This window comes from Agromyces solani, from assembly GCF_058349925.1.
Map to the genome: position 1 here is coordinate 1,224,030 of NZ_JBYRER010000001.1, position 16,944 is coordinate 1,240,973.

Genomic DNA, 16,944 nt, shown 5'->3' on the forward strand with positions numbered 1-16,944 from the left:
GATCCCGCCGCTCAGCCGATCAACGCGCGGTAGGCCGCGAGCGCACCGGCCGGCTCGTCGTCGGCGACGACGCGCCCCGACTCCATGACGATGACCCGGTCGAAGTCCTCGAGCAGTTCGAGCTGGTGGCTCACGACGACGAGGCGCTCGTCGAGCGAGCGGAAGTGGTCGGCGACGAGCCGGGCGTTGCGCGCGTCGAGCAGTGTCGTCGGCTCGTCGGCGACGATGATCGCCGGGTCGGCCACGAGCACCGACGCGAGGGCGAGCAACTGCTTCTGCCCGCCCGAGAGGCGGTGCGCCGGACGATCGGCGAGGCTCGTCAGCCCGAACCGCTCGAGCGTCGCCTCCACGCGCGCCGCGGCATCCTCGGCGGGCAGGCGGTGTCGCCGCAGCGTGAAGGCGACGTCCTCGCGGACGGTGGGCATGACGATCTGGTTGTCGGCGTTCGTGAAGACGAAGCCGACCCGGCGGCGCACCTCGCGGCCGCGGCGGTCGACGTCGAGGCCGTCGACCGTCACGCTGCCCGACTTCGGCGTCACGAGGCCGTTGATCATGCGTGCGAGCGTCGACTTGCCCGAGCCGTTGGCGCCGACGATGCCGACGCGCCGCTCGCCGAGCACCAGGGAGACGTCGTCGACGATCGGCTCGGCGCCGAAGTCGTGCGACACGCGGTCGAAGACGATCCCCCTCATGCGACCCGCTCCACGATCATCGCGATGCCCTGGCCGCCGCCGATCGAGCAGGCGGCGAGGCCCGGGCGGTCGTCGTCGGCGGCGAGCATGCGCGCGGCCAGTCGCACGAGCAGCACGGCACCGGAGGCCCCCCACGGGTGACCGAGCGCGATCGCGCCGCCCTCGGTGTTGACGATGTCCTCGTCGAGGCCGAGCGCGTCGCTCACGGCCAGCAGCTGGGCGGCGAACGCCTCGGTGATCTCGACGAAGCCGAGGCCGCCCGCGGTGAGGCCGGCGCGCGCGAGGGCTGCGTCGGCGGCGGGCGCCGCGCCGAGGCCGGGCAGCGCGGGGTCTCCTGCGGCGACCGCCGCGGCGCGCACGCGGAGCGCGGGCAGGCCGAGTGCGCGGGCGAGCTCGGGCGTCGTGACGGCCATCGCGGCCGCACCGTCGGAGAAGCCGCACGAGTTTCCCGCCGTGACCGTGCCGGCGTCGGCCGGCACGTCCGCCCCGTCGGCCACGAAGGCCGGAGTGAAGCGTGCGAGCATCGCCGCGCTCATCGCGCGGGGGCGGTCGTCGCGGTCGACGTCGTCGACCGCGACGAGCTCTGCGTCGAAGCCGCCCGATCGCTGGGTGGCGAGGGCGCGTGCGTGCGAGCGCTCGGCCCAGGCGTCCTGCCGGGCGCGCGACAGCCCCGCGACCGCGGCGAGCCGATCGGCGGCGGGACCCATGTCGGGATCGGGCAGCCCGGCCGGGGCGAACGGCGCGCGGTCGTAGCGCTCGCCCGTGTCGCGCCAGCTGCGGACGGGTGCGGTCGAGGCGGACTCCGCCCCGCCGGCGAGCAGCAGCCGGCCGTCGCCCGCGCGCACGCGGACCGCCGCCTGCATGACGGCGTCGAGGCCCGACCCGCACTGGCGGTCGACGGTCACGCCGGGCACGCCGACGCCGAGCCCCGCGCGGAGGGCCGCGACACGGGCGAGGTCGCCGCCGGGCCCCATGCAGTTGCCGAGGACGACGTCGTCGATCGGCACCTCGGCCGGTGCCACCTGCGCGGCGACCGCGGCGATCACGGGCGCGGCGAGCGCATCGACCGCGTGCGCGGCGAAGCCGCGGCCGGCCGTGCCGATGGGCGTGCGGCGGGCGGCGACGAGGACGGGGGCGGTCGTCATTCGGTTCCTCCTGTGACGTGGTCGGCGGTCGCGACGGCGCGGATCGTCTCGGCGCGGTCGTCCCCGGCGCGGTGGGCTCCGTCGAGGGCGCCGGCGACGAGCGCGGCGCGTACCGCTCCGCGGGCGACCTTGCCCGACTCGGTGCGCGGAAGCGGTGCGAAGAACCAGCGACGCGGAAGCTCGGCAGGTGCGAGGCGCGACCTCGCAGCGGCCACGACCGCGTCGCGGAGGCCGGCGACGTCACGGTCGTTCGCGGCGAGCTCCGCCCCGACGGGGTCGACGAGCTCGACGACCGCGACGACGCGCTCGCCGAGCAGCTCGTGCGGTTCGCCGACGACGGCCGCGGCGGCGACGCCGGGGAGGCCAGCGAGCACGACCTCGATGCGTTCGGCGATGACGGTGGCGCCGGCCGTCGTGATCGCCGCGTCGCCGCGCCCGAGGATCGCCAGCCCGCCGTCGGAGCGCTCCTCGGCGAGGTCGCCGACCGTCGCGAAACCGGTGGCGTCGCGGCGCAGCATCCCACCGCCGATCGCGCCGAGCGCGAGGTACGGCGACCGCACCCAGAGTTCGCGTCCGCCGACCGCCTCGCGCAGGTCGAGCTCGACGCCGGGGAACGGCTCGAGCCCGTCGCCGTGACCGGCCGCGACGAACGACAGCTCGGCCGCGCCGTAGTACTCGGTGAGCCGCAGGCGCTCGCGGGCCGACTGCCGGAGCGGCTCGCCCATGGCCGCGCCCGCGACGACGGCCGCGCGCGCCCCGAGGGGACCGTCGAGCAGGCGGGCGAGGCGGGTCGGGGTGGCGTGCACGACGGTCGCGCCGCGCACGTCGTCGCCGACGACCGCGCCCGCCCACAGCGCGTGCAGCGCCGCGTAGAGGTGCATCGAGACGTGCAGCGGCCCGGTCACGGCGACGCGGTCGGATGCCGCGATGCCGGCGATCTCCGCGAGCGGCGCCGCCGACTCGAGCCAGGATGCCTCGGTGCGGGCCACGACGGTCGGCGCCGCGCCCGACGAGCCCGAGGTGTGCAGCGCCAGCGCGGTGCCCGCCGGCAGCTCCTCGGCGAGGCGGCGCGCCTCCTCGCGGGTGCCGCCGACGAGCACGGGGCGACCGCGGTCGAGCGCCGCGAGCACCGTCGTGATCAGCTCGACCGGATCGGTACCGGCCGGGCAGGCGACGAGGCCCGTTCCGGCGGGCAGGTCGGCCGCGGCGATCGCCCGGGCGAGCTCGCCGACGCGCACGACGTCGCCGCCGAACGCGAGGGCGGGCGCGCCGGGCGAGCCCCGCAGCCATTCGCTCACGCCGCGTCGACCGCCGAGTCGGCGCTGCGCCGCGCCCACGGCCACGGCTTCGGCTCGATGAGCCCCGGCCAGGCGCGGTGCACGCCCTTCGCGACGAGCACGGTGATGACGACCTTGATCGCGTCGCCCGGGAGGAACAGCAGCGAGCCGGCCGCCGCGACGCCGATCGGCGTGCCCGTGATCGCCGCGAAGACGGGAATGCCGACGGCGTAGATGGCGACGATGCCGCCGAGCGCGGTCCAGAGGAGCGCAGGCAGGATGCGGTAGCGGGGGAGCAGGCGCGCGGTCGCCCAGCCGATCACGACGACGCCGACGAGCCAGCCGAGGAGGTACCCGACCGACGGGCCGACGAACACGCCGAGCCCGCCACGACCGCCCGAGAGCAACGGCAGGCCGGCGGCGACGAGGGCGATGAGCAGCAGCACCGAGAGGAAGCCCTTGCGCGCACCGAGGATCGCGCCGGCGAGCATCACGCCGAGCGTCTGGAACGTGATCGGCACGGCGGTGCCGCCGAGGTACAGCGCGCCGGGCAGGCCGAGGGCGGCGATGAGCCCGGTGAAGACCGCGATCTGCGCGAGGTCGCGGGCGGTGTGGCGGCGCTTCGGCGACGCGTCGGTCGTGGGCTGCGGGGTGCCGGCGACGTCGGTCGGCTCGGCCGCGGGCGGGGTGCTGCTCGGTGCGGTGCTCATCGGGTTCCCCTTCTCAAGGCGTGCGGGCGGATTGCCCGTGAATCACGCTATGAGCGCGGGGGAGGGCCGCGTCGGCCCAGCCGTACAAGAATCGGGGGTCGATTTTGGAACGGTCAGGCCGCGGCGCGGGCCTCGAGCTCGGTGAGCGGTCCGAACGGGTGGACCTCGGCATCGACCACGGATGCCTCGGCGTCGGCGTCGATCGCGCCGGCGGCCTCGACGGGATCGGCCCAGACGATGAGCGGCGCGGGCTCCCAGCCGAGCGCCATCGATTCCTCACCGGCCGGCACGACGACGGCGACCGAGTCGCGCTCGTCGAGGATGGCGCGGGTGAGCTCCGCGGCGATCTGGTGCGTGAGCATCGCGTGGAAGATTCGGTCGGTGTCGCCGTCGCTGCGGCGCACGAGCGACCAGCCGCCGCCCGGGCCGATGAACTCGGAGAGACGTGCGTTGAGCAGTTCGAAGATGTGCTCGCCACGCAGGTCGGCCGCGGTGGGGCGCGGTGCGGGAGTGGGAGCGGCAGCGTGGGCGGAGGCCTGGGCGGCTAGCCGTGCGCGTCGCCAACGGCGGAACATCGGTGGCCCCTCTCGTCGTGGTGCAGCGGGTACTGCGATATTCGGGTCGTTCGCTCCAGTTTCGGGCACGGCGGAGCGGATTCCGCAAGACACGCCGCAGACCGGCGGGTGCGACCCGCTATTCGCCGAGTTCGGGACGCTTCGTCTCTTCGGCGACGGTGCCGATCGCGATCGCGAGGCTCGCCGCCCACGACACCCAGAGCAGCAGCAGCCGCCAGTCGCGCGGCCCCGACGCCGTCGCCTTGATCACGCTGATGCCGCTCACGGCGGCGGAGATCACGGCCCCGCTGAAGAGGTACTTGCGCATGCCGCAACGCTACCGCGCTCATGCGCCCGCTGGGAGTCATCCGTGAATCTGACCGATCGTGCAGGATCTGACCGATCGGTCAAGTACTGTCGGGGCATGCCCACCGATGCGACCGTCCCTGCGCGCGCCCGCGCCTCCGACGAACTGCTGCACGCCGCCCTCGAGCAGTTCGCGACCGTCGGCTTCGCCGCCACGTCGCTGCAGCAGATCGCCGACCACGCCGGCTACTCGAAGTCGAGCGTGCTCTACCACTACGCCTCGAAGGAGGCGCTGCTCGAGGCCGGCATCACGCCCGCGATCGAGCGGCTCGAGGTGCTCGTGGCCGAGTTCGTCGAGGGGCGCCGGTCGGACGCCGCCCGATCCGCGTTCATCGGGCGCTTCGTCGACCTGCTGCTCGGCGAGCGCCTCGCCGTGCACCTCTTCGTGAGCCAGGGCTACGCGCTCGGCGACATCCCCATCGTCGAGCGCGGCAATGCCGCGATCCGCGTGCTCGCCGACGCCATCTGCACGGGGGCGTCGCTCGCCGAGCAGATGCGCTTCGGCGTCGCGCTCGCCGGCGCCACCTACTCGCTCGTCGCGGGGGCCATGTTCTTCGACGACGACAAGCTGAGCGAGCTCATGAACACCCACTCCGACGACGAGGTGCGCGATGCACTCGTCGAGGTCCTCACCGAACTCCTGATCCCGGCCGACGGCCGGCCGACCCGATAGGGCCCGCCATGGCACTGCTCCTCCACCGAATCGGCCGCTTCGCGTACCGTCGCGCCTGGCTCGTCATCGTCGCCTGGGTCGTCGCGCTCGGCGCGATGCTCGGCACGGGCGTCGCGCTCGGCGGCCAGCTGCAGGACTCGTTCGCGATCCCCGGCACCGAGTCGCAGCAGGCGATCGACCAGCTCGCAGCCGTGTTCCCCCAGACCGCCGGCGCGCAGGCGAAGGCCGTCGTCGAGGTCCCCGAGGGCGCATCCGTCGAGGATGCGACGTACCAGGACGCCATCCAGGACATGGAGGTCGCCCTCGAAGACCTCGACGGCATCGCGAGCGTGCTCGGGCCGTTCGACGAGTACGCGGGCGACCAGATCTCGGGCGACGAGCGCACCGCGTACATCCAGATCACGTTCGACGGGCAGGTCACCGACGTGACCCCCGAGACCCTCGACGAGGTCACCGCGACGGGCGAGATCGGCACGGAGGCCGGCCTCGCCGTCGCGTTCGGCGGCGATGTCTTCCAGGAGACGAGCTTCGGCCTCACGATCACCGAGGTGTTCGGCGTGCTGTTCGCCGCCGTCGTGCTCATCATCACCTTCGGGTCGCTGCTCGCGGCGGGCATGCCGCTCATCACCGCGCTCGTGGGCGTCGGCACCGCCGTCGGCGGCATCACGATCGTCGCCGCCTTCGCGACCGTCTCGTCGACCGCGCCGATGCTCGCCGTCATGATCGGCCTGGCCGTCGGCATCGACTACGCGCTGTTCATCCTCTCCCGCCACCGCAACCAGCTCGCCCGCGGCGAGGACCCCGAGGAGAGCGCCGCCGAGGCGGTCGCCACGGCGGGCGGCGCGGTCGTCTTCGCGGGCCTCACGGTGATCATCGCCCTGCTCGGCCTGCTCGTCGTCGGCATCCCGTTCCTCAGCGTCATGGGCGTCGGCGCCGCCTTCGCCGTGTTCATCGCGGTCGCCGGCGCCGTCACGCTCCTGCCGGCGCTGCTCGGCGTCTTCGGCCGCCGGCTCACGCCGAAGCCGGGCAGCCGCGCCCACCGACGCGCGAACGCCGCCGACGAGGGCGGCAAGCGCACGATGGGCCGCCGCTGGGTCGACCTCGTGCTCAAGGCGCCGGTCGTCTTCGTCATCGCCGTCGTGGGCGTGCTCGGCGCCGCCGCGGTACCGGCGCTCAGCCTCGACCTCAACCTGCCGAACGGCTCGGGCGAGGCCGGGTCGACGCAGCGCGAGGCGTACGAGATGATCGACGCGGGCTTCGGGCCGGGCTACAACGGCCCGCTCATCGTGACCGTCGACATCACCCAGACGACCGACATCTTCGACGACCTCGACGCCATCGGGGCCCGTATCGGCGAGCTCGACGACGTCGCCTACGTCGGCGACGGACTGCCGAACGAGACGGTCGACACGGCGATCATCCAGGTCATCCCCGAGTCGGCGCCCGACTCTCCCGAGACGAAGGAGCTCGTCGCGTCGATCCGCGACCTCGCCCCCTCGATCGAGGCCGACTTCGGCACGCCGATCGCCGTGACCGGCTTCACCGCGGTCGCGATCGACATCTCGAACCGCCTCGCCGACGCGCTCGTCCCGTTCGCGCTCATCGTGGTCGGGTTGTCCGTCGTGCTCCTGCTCATGGTGTTCCGGTCGGTGTTCGTGCCGATCAAGGCGGCGCTCGGCTTCCTGCTGTCGGCGTTCGCGGCCATCGGTGCGACCGTCGCCATCTTCCAGTGGGGATGGTTCGCCGACCTGCTGCACGTCGAGCCGGGGCCGATCCTGAGCTTCCTCCCGATCCTGCTCATGGCCGTGCTGTTCGGACTCGCGATGGACTACGAGGTCTTCCTCGTGTCGGGCATGCGCGAGGAGTTCGTGAAGACGAAGGAGCCGCGCACGTCGATCGTCCACGGCTTCCAGCACGCGGCGCGCGTCGTCACGGCCGCGGCACTCATCATGTTCTTCGTCTTCTTCGCGTTCGTGCCCGAGGGCTCGGGGGTGATCAAGGGCATCGCCTTCGCGCTCGCGATCGGCGTCGCGTTCGACGCGTTCCTCGTGCGCATGACCCTCGTGCCCGCCGCGATGGCCCTCGCGGGCACGGCGGCCTGGTGGCTGCCGAAGTGGCTCGCCCGCATCCTGCCCGACGTCGACATCGAGGGCGAGGGCCTGCGCGCCCATCTCGAGCAGGCCGAATGGGCGGCGGCGCGACCCGCGGCCGTCAACCTCGACGGCGCCGTGTTCGGCCTGCCCGAGCGGCCGATCGGGCCGCTCGCGGTCGAGGTGCCGACGGGCGGGGTGCTCGTCGTGCGCGGCGAGACCGTCGACCGACGCGTCGTGGCGGCGTCGCTCGCGGGCCGGCTCGCCCCGGTCTCGGGCCTGGTCGCCGTCGAGGGCACGCCCCTCCCGACGGGGGCGGGCCGGGTCATGCGGCAGGTGGCGATGGCCGAGGTCGCGTCCGACGCGCCGACCGGTTCGACCGTCGGCGAACTCATCGCCGCGCGGCTCGACGCCACCCGACCGTGGTACCGGCTCGCACCGTCGACCTCGCTCGTCCGCGAGTGGGCCGATCGCGCGGCCGCCGCGCTGGGCGCCGACGGCGCTCGAGTCGGCGTCGACACCCCGCTCTCGGCGCTCGGGGCGGAGGCCCGCACGGTCGTCGCCGTGGCGGCCGCACTCGCCGAACGCCCGAAGGTCGTCGTCGTCGACCTCGACGACGACCCCGGCGACGCGAGCGACGAGCTGTGGGCCGCACTCGGCCGCCTCGTGCCCGCGAGCGTGACCCTGATCGTCGGCCTCGGCGACGGGTCGTGCCCGCCCGACTCCTCGGCCGAACTCGCGGCACGAGGCATCCGATACGTAGAACCCGTCTCTCGCACCCTGGAGGCACAGCGATGAGCTCCCGACTCGCCCGCCTGTTCGGCTCGACCCCCGCCCAGCGCCGCGTGCGCTACGGCGTGCTCGTCGCCGCCGTCATCGCCGTTCCGCTCGCCGTCGCGGGCCTCGTCTCGGGTGCGCTCGGCGGCGCCGATGACAACCTCGAGCAGATCCCGGCCGTCGTCGTCAACAACGACGAGATGGTCACGATGACCCTGCCCGACGGCACCGAGCAGCCCGTGCTCGCCGGCCGCCAGCTCGTGACCGAGCTCACGGGGCCCGAGACGGCCGGGTTCGAGTGGACCATCTCGAACGACGACGAGGCCGCCGAGAAGCTCGCCTCGGGCGAGGCGTACGCGGTGCTCACGATCCCCGCCGACTTCTCCGAGTCGGTCACGTCGATCTCGGGGGAGTCGCCGACGCGCGCCAACCTCGACATCCGCACCGACGACGCGCACGGCTACCTCACCGGTTCGGTCGCGCAGTCGGTCGGCGACGCAATGTCGACCGCGTTCGGCCGCGAGCTCACCACCCAATACCTCGAGGGCTTCTACGGCAACCTCGCGACGATGGGCGGCTCGCTCGGCGAAGCCGCCGACGGTGCGGCGCAGCTCTCGAGCGGTGCGGGCTCGCTCTCGAGCGGCATCGGTCAGCTCGCCGACGGCGTCGCGCAGTCGGCGGCCGGTGCTTCGGATGCCGCGGACGGGGCTTCCGCGTACGCCGACGGCGTGGCGCAGTATACGAACGGGGTCGACGGTATCGCGAGCGGGCTCTCGAGCTACTCGGCCGGCGTGGCAAAGTACACGGCGGGCGTCGACGGCATCGCGGGCGGGCTCTCCGAGCTCGCGACGAACACGGCTCAGCTCGGCCAGCTCGGCGACGGCGTCGTGGCGTACACGAAGGGCGTGACTGCGCTATCCGAGAACTACGCCGCCCTCGAACCCGGCCTGCTCGCCCTCATCGACCAGACGATCACCGCCGCGACGGGTGGACTCGCCGACTGCACGACGAAGCCGCGGCCGGCACAGCTCGCCGACCTGTGCAAGATGCGCGAGGGCGTCGTCGGCATCGGTGACGGCGCCGAGACGCTCTCGGAGCAGGGCGCTCCGCTCGCCACGGGCGGCGCGGGTCTCCCGGCGCTGCAGGACGGCATCGCCGAACTCTCCGCAGGTGCGACGAAGCTGGCGGCCGGCTCGACGGGCATCCGCGACGGCGCCGCAGGTCTCGCCTCGGGCGCCGAGCAGCTCTCGGCCGGGTCCGCCGGGCTCAGCGACGGAGCGACCGGTCTCGCGTCGGGCGTCGGCGAACTCGCGGGCGGGCTCGGCCAGCTGCAGGCGGGCGCCGACGGCGCCGCCGACGGCGCCACGAAGCTCGCCTCGGGCGCCGACTCGCTCGCCGACGGGCTCGCCTCGGGCGCGAAGGAGGCGCAGAAGCTCGGCGACATCGACGCCGAGCAGACCGCCGACGTCGTCGCCGAACCGGTGAGCGTCGACACGTCGCGCGAGAACGAGATCGGCTCGACGAGCGAGGTCATCGGCATGCTGTTCGTGCCGATCGGTCTCTGGCTCGGCGCGATGGCGCTCTTCCTCGTGTTCCGGCCGTTCGGCCGGGAGGCGCTCCGCAGCACGGCCTCCACCGGCGGGCTCGTGTGGCGCGCCCTCGCGCGAGCCGGCCTCATCGCGCTCGCGCAGGCCGTCGCGGTCGTGCTCCTAATGCACGCGGGCATGGGCGTGGCCTGGAGCCTCCTGCCGCAGACCCTCGCGTTCTCGGCCCTGCTCGCGCTCGCGTTCACGGCGCTCCACGCGTTCTTCACGGCGTGGCTCGGACGCGCCGGCCTGCTCGTCTCGCTCGTGCTCGTGGCCCTGCAGCTGACCTCCACCGGCGGGCTCGTGCCGATCGAGGTGCTGAGCGGCCCGTACCAGGCGATCAGTCCGTTCCTCCCGCTCACGTGGGCGGTGCAGGGCATGCAGACCATCGTGTCCGGTGCGGGCGGCGGTGCCGTCGCCGGTGCCGCGGCCGTGATCGCCCTGTTCGGCGTGCTCGGTGTGGTCGGCACCGCGATCGTGGTCGGCCGGCGCCGAGGCATCCGGTCGATCGGATTCGCGGCCGCCGCGCTCGGCTGAGCCGGCCGGAGCTCGACGGGAGCGTATCGAGAGCAGCCTGCTGGTGGTCTCGATACGCTCCTTCGTCGCTACTCGACCGACCGGGGGTGATCTCGATACGCTCCTTCGTCGCTACTCGACCGACCGGGGGTGATCTCGATACGCGCCTTCGTCGCTACTCGACCGACCGGGGTGGTCTCGATGCGCTCCGTGGTGGCTACTCGACCGACCGGGCGGGCAGCGCCGCGACCGCGCTCACCTCGATGAGCGCGCCGGGCACGCCGAGACCGGCGACCGTGGCCGCCGTGACGAGGGGCGGCGCACCGCCGGTCGCGAGACGCGGGGCGATCGCGCCGTAGGCGGCACGGAGGTCGGCGCCGTCGGCGATGAGCACGGTCCACTGCACGACGTCGGCGAGCGTCGCGCCCGCGGCGCCGAGGGCGATGGTCGCGTTGTCGATGGTGCGGACGGCCTGCTCGGCGACGTCGTCGGAGACGACCGCACCCGTCTCGTCGACGCCGTTCTGGCCGCCGAGGTAGACGGTCGTCGCTCCCGGCGGCACGATCGCGACATGGCTGAAGGCGGGGCTCACGACGAGTCCCTCGGGCTGGAGGCGTTGGATGTCCATGCGCCGATACTGGCAGCGACGTCCGACAGCCGGGCGGTGGTCTCGATACGGCGCTGCGCGCCGACTCGACCGACCGCGCCCCGCGGACGCGCTGTTAGCCTGAGGAGAGCGCGAGGAGGGACATCCGCTCTATGAACGCCCCCGAACCATCACGCGACGACCTCTACGTCGATGCGGCCTACGACATGATCGTCGTCTCGAACCGGCTGCCCGTCGACTACCAGGCCGGACCCGACGGCGAGACGCAATGGCGGAGCTCGCCCGGCGGGCTCGTCACCGCCCTCGAACCGGTCATGCGCGCCGCCGACGGCGCCTGGATCGGCTGGGCGGGCGTCGCCGACCGGGAGTTCGACCCCTTCGAGCACGACGGCATCTCGATCATCCCGGTCCCGCTCAGCGAATCCGAGCTCGAGGACTACTACGAGGGCTTCTCGAACGACACCCTGTGGCCGCTGTACCACGACGTGATCGCGCCCCCCTCGTTCCACCGCGAGTGGTGGGACGCGTACGTGCGGGTGAACCGACGGTTCGCCGAGGCCGCCGCGCGGGCGGCCGCCCCGGGGGCGGTCGTGTGGGTGCAGGACTACCAGCTGCAGCTCGTGCCGAAGATGCTGCGCGAGAACCGGCCCGACCTCGTGATCGGCTTCTTCAACCACATCCCGTTCCCGGCGTACGGCATCTACTCGCAGCTGCCGTGGCGCCGCCAGGTCGTCGACGGGCTGCTCGGGGCCGACGTCATCGGGTTCCAGCGGGCGGCCGACGCCGGCAACTTCTCGCGTGCGGTACGACGGCTCTTCGGGTACGCGACGCGCGGCACGCTCATCGAGGTGCCGGCCGAGGACGGCGAGGTGCGACGCGTCGTGGCTCGCCACTTCCCGATCTCGATCGATGCCGCCGGCTTCGAGGAGATCGCCCGACGGCCCGAGGTGCAGGCACGGGCCCGCGAGATCAGGGAGAGCCTCGGCAACCCCGAGACGATCATGCTCGGCGTCGACCGCCTCGACTACACCAAGGGCATCCGGCATCGGCTCAAGGCGTTCGGCGAGCTGCTGCGCGACGGACGGCTCTCGGTCGAGCAGGCGACGCTCGTGCAGGTCGCGAGCCCCTCGCGCGAACGGGTCGAGACGTACCGCCAGCTGCGCGACGAGATCGAGCTCATGGTCGGCCGGCTGAACGGCGACTACTCGACCCTGGGGCACCAGGCGATCGCCTACCTCCACCACGGTTACCCCCGGGAGGAGATGGTGGCGCTGTACCTCGCCGCCGACGTCATGCTCGTCACCGCACTCCGCGACGGCATGAACCTCGTCGCGAAGGAATACGTGGCGTGCCGATTCGACGAGGACGGCACGCTGCTGCTCAGCGAGTTCACCGGGGCGAGCGACGAACTGCGACAGGCCGTCCTCGTCAACCCGCACGACATCGAGGGCCTGAAGGACGCGATGGTCGAGGCGACCTCGATGCCGAGGCGGGAGCGCGCGCGGCGGATGCGGGCGCTCCGCAAGCGCGTGCGAGACAACGACGTGGCGAACTGGTCCGCGACGTTCCTGAAGACGCTGACGGGCGCCGGCATCATCGCGCCCGGCGTGCCCGACCAGCTCGTGTCGGGGCTCCGCCGCATCGCCACGACCGAGCGGCTGCTCGTCGCCCTCGACTTCGACGGCACCCTCGCCCCGCTCGTCGACCGCCCCGAGGACGCCCGGGCGACCAGACGGGCCCGTGCGGCCATCGAGCGCCTGGCGGCCGCGGAGGACACTCGCGTCGCGATCGTGTCGGGGCGCGCGCTCGAGAGCCTTCGAGAGGTCGCCGATCCGCCCCACGGGGCGCTGCTCAGCGGTTCGCACGGCGTCGAGCTGCAACTCGACGGCGGCAGCGTGACGATCGACCTGCGCGACGGCGAGCTCGCCGAGCTCCAGCAGCTGACGCGCGTGCTCGAAGAGTCGGCCTCGTCGGTCGAGGGGGCGTGGGTGGAGTGGAAGCCCGCCGGACTCGCCCTCCACACGCGGAAGGTCGCGCAGGCCCAGGCGGCCGAACTCCAGCGCGCGGTCCGCGAGCGCGTCGCGCGCGAGCTGCCGGAGCTCACCGTTCGGGCGGGAAAGAACGTGCTCGAGTTCTCGGTGCGGCCGAGCGACAAGGGGGAGGCGCTCACCCGGCTCCGCCAGCACGCGGGCGCGAGCGCCGTGGTGTACGTCGGCGACGACGTGACCGACGAGGACGCGTTCGCGGCCCTCGAGGGCGACGACCTCGGCGTCAAGGTCGGCCAGGGCAAGTCGCTCGCGGCGCACCGCGTGCGCAGTCCCGAGGACGTCGCGCTGCTGCTCGAGCGCCTGGCCGACGAGCGCGACGTCGCGCGTAACGGCGGATCGCGCTGGCCATAGACTCGATGCATGTCGGAGTTCGATCCCAAACCGCGTAGTCGTACCGTCACCGATGGCATCGAGGCCATGACGAGCCGGGGCATGCTCCGCGCCGTCGGCATGGGCGATGCCGACTGGGACAAGCCGCAGATCGGCATCGCGAGCTCGTGGAACGAGATCACCCCGTGCAACCTCTCGCTCGGCCGCCTCGCGCAGGCCGCGAAGGAGGGCGTGCACGGCGGGGGCGGATACCCGCTGCAGTTCGGCACCGTCTCGGTCTCCGACGGCATCTCGATGGGCCACGAGGGCATGCACTTCTCGCTCGTGTCGCGCGAGGTCATCGCCGACTCGGTCGAGGTCGTCATGCAGGCCGAGCGGCTCGACGGCTCGGTGCTGCTCGCGGGCTGCGACAAGTCGATCCCCGGCATGCTCATGGCGGCGGCCCGCCTCGACCTCGCGAGCGTCTTCCTCTACGCGGGATCGATCGCGCCCGGCTGGGTGCGCCTCTCCGACGGCACCGAGAAGGACATCACGATCATCGACTCGTTCGAGGCGGTCGGCGCGGTCAAGGCCGGCACAATGAGCGAGGCCGACGCGAAGCGCATCGAGTGCGCGTTCGCCCCGGGCGAGGGCGCCTGCGGCGGCATGTACACCGCGAACACCATGGCCTCGGTCGCCGAGGCCCTCGGCCTCTCGCTGCCGGGCTCGGCGTCGCCCGCGTCGGCCGACCGTCGCCGCGACTACTACGCGCACCGCTCGGGCGAGGCCGTTGTGAACCTGCTGAACAAGGGCATCACCGCCCGCCAGATCCTGACCAAGAAGGCGTTCGAGAACGCCATCGCCGTCGGCATGGCGCTCGGCGGCTCGACGAACATCGTGCTGCACCTGCTCGCGATCGCCCGCGAGGCCGAGGTCGACCTCACGCTCGACGACTTCAATCGCATCGGCTCCAAGGTGCCGCACATCGGCGACCTCAAACCGTTCGGCAAGTACGTCATGAACGACGTCGACCGTCGCGGCGGCGTGCCCGTGCTCATGAAGGCGCTGCTCGACGCCGGCCTCCTGCACGGCGACGTGCTCACCGTCACGGGCAAGACCATGGCCGAGAACCTCGAAGAGCTCGACCTGCCGCCGCTGGACGGCGAGGTGCTGCACACGCTCGACGACCCGATCCACGAGACGGGCGGCCTCACGATCCTGCACGGCACGCTCGCGCCCGAGGGCGCCGTCGTCAAGACGGCCGGCTTCGACGCCGCCGTGTTCGAGGGCCCGGCCCGCGTGTTCGAGCGCGAGCGCGGTGCGATGGACGCGCTCACGAACGGCGAGATCAAGCACGGCGACGTCGTCGTGATCCGCTACGAGGGCCCCAAGGGCGGCCCCGGCATGCGCGAGATGCTCGCCATCACGGCGGCCATCAAGGGCGCCGGCCTCGGAAAAGATGTACTACTCTTGACGGACGGTCGATTCTCAGGCGGCACAACCGGCCTGTGCATCGGCCATCTGGCACCCGAAGCAGTCGACGCAGGTCCGATTGCTTTCGTGCGCGATGGTGATCTGATTCGGGTCGATATCGCAGCCCGGTCCATCGACCTACTTGTCGACGAGGCCGAGCTGGCTGCCCGCCGCGACGGCTGGGCTCCGCTTCCCCCGCGCTACACCCGAGGCGTTCTCGCGAAGTACTCCAAGCTCGTGCGCTCCGCTGCCGAAGGCGCGACGACGGGCTGAGTGCTGCGCACTCTTCGCAATCACCGTCCACCAGATTGGAACCGCATGCCCACGGAATCGACCCCCGTGCCGACGCCTGCGGCCGTGCCGTCCGCTGCACCCGTGGAGATCACGGGTGCCGAGGCGGTCGTCCGCTCGCTCGAACTGCTCGGCATCACCGACGTCTTCGGACTCCCGGGCGGAGCCATCCTGCCCGTCTACGACCCGCTCTTCGAGAGCAAGAAGCTGCGCCACATCCTCGTGCGCCACGAGCAGGGCGGCGGTCACGCCGCCCAGGGCTACGCGTCGTCGAGCGGCAAGCTCGGCGTCACGATCGCGACGTCGGGTCCCGGCGCGACGAACCTCGTCACCGCCATCGCCGACGCCCACATGGACTCGGTGCCGCTGCTCGCGATCACCGGCCAGGTGTTCTCGACGCTCATGGGCACCGACGCCTTCCAGGAGGCCGACATCGTCGGCATCACGATGCCGATCACGAAGCACTCGTTCCTCGTGAAGCGTGCCGAGGACATCCCCGCCACGATCGCCGCCGCGGTGCACATCGCGACGACGGGTCGACCCGGCCCGGTGCTCGTCGACATCACGAAGGACGCCCAGCAGGCGAAGTTCTCGTTCCGCTGGCCGCCGAAGGTCGACCTGCCCGGCTACCGTCCGATCACGAAGGCGCACGGCAAGCAGGTCACCGCCGCGGCGCAGCTGATCGCCGCCGCGAAGCGCCCGGTGCTGTACGTCGGCGGCGGCGTGATCCGCGCCCGCGCGTCCGAAGAGCTGCTCGCGCTCGCCGAGACCACGAAGGCGCCCGTCGTCACGACGCTCATGGCCCGCGGCGCCTTCCCCGACTCGCACCCGCAGCACCTCGGCATGCCCGGCATGCACGGCACGGTGCCGGCGGTGCTCGCGCTGCAGGAGAGCGACCTCATCGTCGCCCTCGGCGCACGATTCGACGACCGGGTCACCGGCAAGGCCGCGCTCTTCGCCCCCGAGGCGAAGGTCGTGCACGTCGACATCGACCCGGCCGAGATCTCGAAGATCCGCACGGCCGACGTGCCGATCGTGGGCGACCTGAAGGAGGTCCTCGTCGACCTCGGCGCGGCCTACCGCGATGCGACGCGCGACGAGACCCCCGACCTCGACGAGTGGTGGGCGACGCTCGACGGCCTCCGCAACGAATACCCGCTGGGCTACTCCGAGCCGAGCGACGGCCTGCTCGCCCCGCAGTACGTGATCGAGCGCATCGGCGAGCTGACCGGCCCCGAGGGCGTGTACGCCGCGGGCGTCGGCCAGCACCAGATGTGGGCGGCGCAGTTCATCAAGTACGAGCGCCCCAACTCGTGGCTCAACTCGGGCGGCGCGGGCACGATGGGCTACGCGGTGCCGGCGGCGATGGGCGCGAAGGTCGCCCAGCCCGACCGCGACGTGTGGGCGATCGACGGCGACGGCTGCTTCCAGATGACCAACCAAGAGCTGGCCACGTGCGCCCTGAACGACATCCCGATCAAGGTCGCGGTCATCAACAACTCGTCGCTCGGCATGGTGCGCCAGTGGCAGACCCTGTTCTACGACGGCCGGTACTCGAACACCGACCTCAACACGGGTCATGACACGGTGCGCATCCCCGACTTCGTGAAGCTCGCCGAGGCGTACGGCGCCCTCGGCATCCGCGTCACGAAGAAGGAGGAGGTCGACGATGCGATCAAGCTCGCGCTCGAGACCAACGACCGCCCCGTCGTGATCGACTTCGTCGTCTCGGCCGACGCGATGGTGTGGCCGATGGTGCCGCAGGGCGTGTCGAACAGCTACATCCAGTACGCCCGCGACCATTCGCCGGCCTTCAGCGAGGAGGACTGA

At 72.6% G+C, this 16,944-nt stretch carries 13 protein-coding genes; 6 read left to right on the forward strand and 7 right to left on the reverse strand.

The genetic code is table 11. The features are described from left to right. Positions 1-11 precede the first annotated feature (11 nt). From AC3RJ7_RS05655 to AC3RJ7_RS05680, 6 genes are all read right to left on the reverse strand, one after another. The gene (locus AC3RJ7_RS05655) at positions 12-692 is read right to left on the reverse strand and encodes an energy-coupling factor ABC transporter ATP-binding protein (RefSeq protein WP_491454833.1); all 681 of its coding nucleotides are present in this window, start codon (positions 690-692) and stop codon (positions 12-14) included. Then, a complete protein-coding gene (locus tag AC3RJ7_RS05660; RefSeq protein WP_491454834.1) occupies positions 689-1,837 on the reverse strand; it encodes a thiolase family protein in 1,149 nt (382 codons plus the stop codon). The genes AC3RJ7_RS05655 and AC3RJ7_RS05660 overlap by 4 nt, the downstream gene beginning before the upstream one ends. After that, positions 1,834-3,135 (reverse strand): AMP-binding enzyme, encoded by a 1,302-nt coding sequence (locus AC3RJ7_RS05665; RefSeq protein ID WP_491454835.1) that lies wholly within the window; start codon positions 3,133-3,135, stop codon positions 1,834-1,836. The genes AC3RJ7_RS05660 and AC3RJ7_RS05665 overlap by 4 nt, the downstream gene beginning before the upstream one ends. Beyond that, positions 3,132-3,824: a biotin transporter BioY gene (locus AC3RJ7_RS05670; protein WP_491454836.1), complete on the reverse strand. Its 693-nt coding sequence runs from the start codon at positions 3,822-3,824 to the stop codon at positions 3,132-3,134. Before AC3RJ7_RS05670 ends, AC3RJ7_RS05665 begins: the two co-directional genes overlap by 4 nt. 113 nt (positions 3,825-3,937) lie before the next feature. After that, entirely contained in the window at positions 3,938-4,399 is a 462-nt protein-coding gene (locus AC3RJ7_RS05675) for a hypothetical protein (protein ID WP_491454837.1), read from the reverse strand. Between the two features lie 118 nt (positions 4,400-4,517). Then, on the reverse strand, positions 4,518-4,706 hold the full coding sequence (locus AC3RJ7_RS05680; RefSeq protein ID WP_491454838.1) for a hypothetical protein: 189 nt from the start codon (positions 4,704-4,706) through the stop codon (positions 4,518-4,520). Between the two features lie 96 nt (positions 4,707-4,802). Between AC3RJ7_RS05680 and AC3RJ7_RS05685 the strand changes: the two genes are divergently transcribed. The 3 genes from AC3RJ7_RS05685 to AC3RJ7_RS05695 are packed head-to-tail and all read left to right on the forward strand — an operon-like array spanning position 4,803 to position 10,407. Further along, on the forward strand, positions 4,803-5,417 hold the full coding sequence (locus AC3RJ7_RS05685) for a TetR/AcrR family transcriptional regulator (protein WP_491454839.1): 615 nt from the start codon (positions 4,803-4,805) through the stop codon (positions 5,415-5,417). 8 nt (positions 5,418-5,425) lie between these two features. Next, positions 5,426-8,305 (forward strand): MMPL family transporter, encoded by a 2,880-nt coding sequence (locus tag AC3RJ7_RS05690; protein ID WP_491454840.1) that lies wholly within the window; start codon positions 5,426-5,428, stop codon positions 8,303-8,305. Next, positions 8,302-10,407, forward strand: coding sequence for a YhgE/Pip family protein (locus AC3RJ7_RS05695; RefSeq protein ID WP_491454841.1), 2,106 nt, complete (start codon positions 8,302-8,304; stop codon positions 10,405-10,407). The genes AC3RJ7_RS05690 and AC3RJ7_RS05695 overlap by 4 nt, the downstream gene beginning before the upstream one ends. A gap of 196 nt (positions 10,408-10,603) precedes the next feature. Here the strand turns inward: AC3RJ7_RS05695 and AC3RJ7_RS05700 are convergent, their stop codons facing one another. After that, on the reverse strand, positions 10,604-11,014 hold the full coding sequence (locus tag AC3RJ7_RS05700) for a RidA family protein (protein WP_491454842.1): 411 nt from the start codon (positions 11,012-11,014) through the stop codon (positions 10,604-10,606). A gap of 131 nt (positions 11,015-11,145) precedes the next feature. Here AC3RJ7_RS05700 and AC3RJ7_RS05705 point away from each other — a divergent pair, with 131 nt between their 5' ends. From AC3RJ7_RS05705 to AC3RJ7_RS05715, 3 genes are read left to right on the forward strand one after another with little or no spacing between them, the layout of a single operon-like run. Next, complete coding sequence (locus AC3RJ7_RS05705; protein ID WP_491454843.1) at positions 11,146-13,392, forward strand: bifunctional alpha,alpha-trehalose-phosphate synthase (UDP-forming)/trehalose-phosphatase; 2,247 nt, start codon at positions 11,146-11,148, stop codon at positions 13,390-13,392. Between the two features lie 9 nt (positions 13,393-13,401). Then, positions 13,402-15,096 carry a dihydroxy-acid dehydratase gene (gene ilvD, locus AC3RJ7_RS05710; protein WP_491454844.1) on the forward strand — a complete coding sequence of 565 codons (1,695 nt, stop codon included), beginning with the start codon at positions 13,402-13,404 and terminating at the stop codon, positions 15,094-15,096. A 45-nt stretch (positions 15,097-15,141) separates the two neighbouring features. After that, complete coding sequence (locus AC3RJ7_RS05715) at positions 15,142-16,944, forward strand: acetolactate synthase large subunit (RefSeq protein WP_491454845.1); 1,803 nt, start codon at positions 15,142-15,144, stop codon at positions 16,942-16,944.

What these genes read in the sequence shown, in the direction of transcription:
- AC3RJ7_RS05660 (WP_491454834.1), bottom strand. Translation starts at nt 1,837, where the DNA reads ATGACGACCGCCCCCGTCCTCGTCGCCGCCCGCCGCACGCCCATCGGC.
- AC3RJ7_RS05700 (WP_491454842.1), bottom strand. Translation starts at nt 11,014, where the DNA reads ATGGACATCCAACGCCTCCAGCCCGAGGGACTCGTCGTGAGCCCCGCC.
- AC3RJ7_RS05705 (WP_491454843.1), top strand. Translation starts at nt 11,146, where the DNA reads ATGAACGCCCCCGAACCATCACGCGACGACCTCTACGTCGATGCGGCC.
- AC3RJ7_RS05655 (WP_491454833.1), bottom strand. Translation starts at nt 692, where the DNA reads ATGAGGGGGATCGTCTTCGACCGCGTGTCGCACGACTTCGGCGCCGAG.
- AC3RJ7_RS05715 (WP_491454845.1), top strand. Translation starts at nt 15,142, where the DNA reads ATGCCCACGGAATCGACCCCCGTGCCGACGCCTGCGGCCGTGCCGTCC.
- AC3RJ7_RS05690 (WP_491454840.1), top strand. Translation starts at nt 5,426, where the DNA reads ATGGCACTGCTCCTCCACCGAATCGGCCGCTTCGCGTACCGTCGCGCC.
- AC3RJ7_RS05670 (WP_491454836.1), bottom strand. Translation starts at nt 3,824, where the DNA reads ATGAGCACCGCACCGAGCAGCACCCCGCCCGCGGCCGAGCCGACCGAC.
- ilvD (WP_491454844.1), top strand. Translation starts at nt 13,402, where the DNA reads ATGTCGGAGTTCGATCCCAAACCGCGTAGTCGTACCGTCACCGATGGC.
- AC3RJ7_RS05675 (WP_491454837.1), bottom strand. Translation starts at nt 4,399, where the DNA reads ATGTTCCGCCGTTGGCGACGCGCACGGCTAGCCGCCCAGGCCTCCGCC.
- AC3RJ7_RS05680 (WP_491454838.1), bottom strand. Translation starts at nt 4,706, where the DNA reads ATGCGCAAGTACCTCTTCAGCGGGGCCGTGATCTCCGCCGCCGTGAGC.
- AC3RJ7_RS05695 (WP_491454841.1), top strand. Translation starts at nt 8,302, where the DNA reads ATGAGCTCCCGACTCGCCCGCCTGTTCGGCTCGACCCCCGCCCAGCGC.
- AC3RJ7_RS05685 (WP_491454839.1), top strand. Translation starts at nt 4,803, where the DNA reads ATGCCCACCGATGCGACCGTCCCTGCGCGCGCCCGCGCCTCCGACGAA.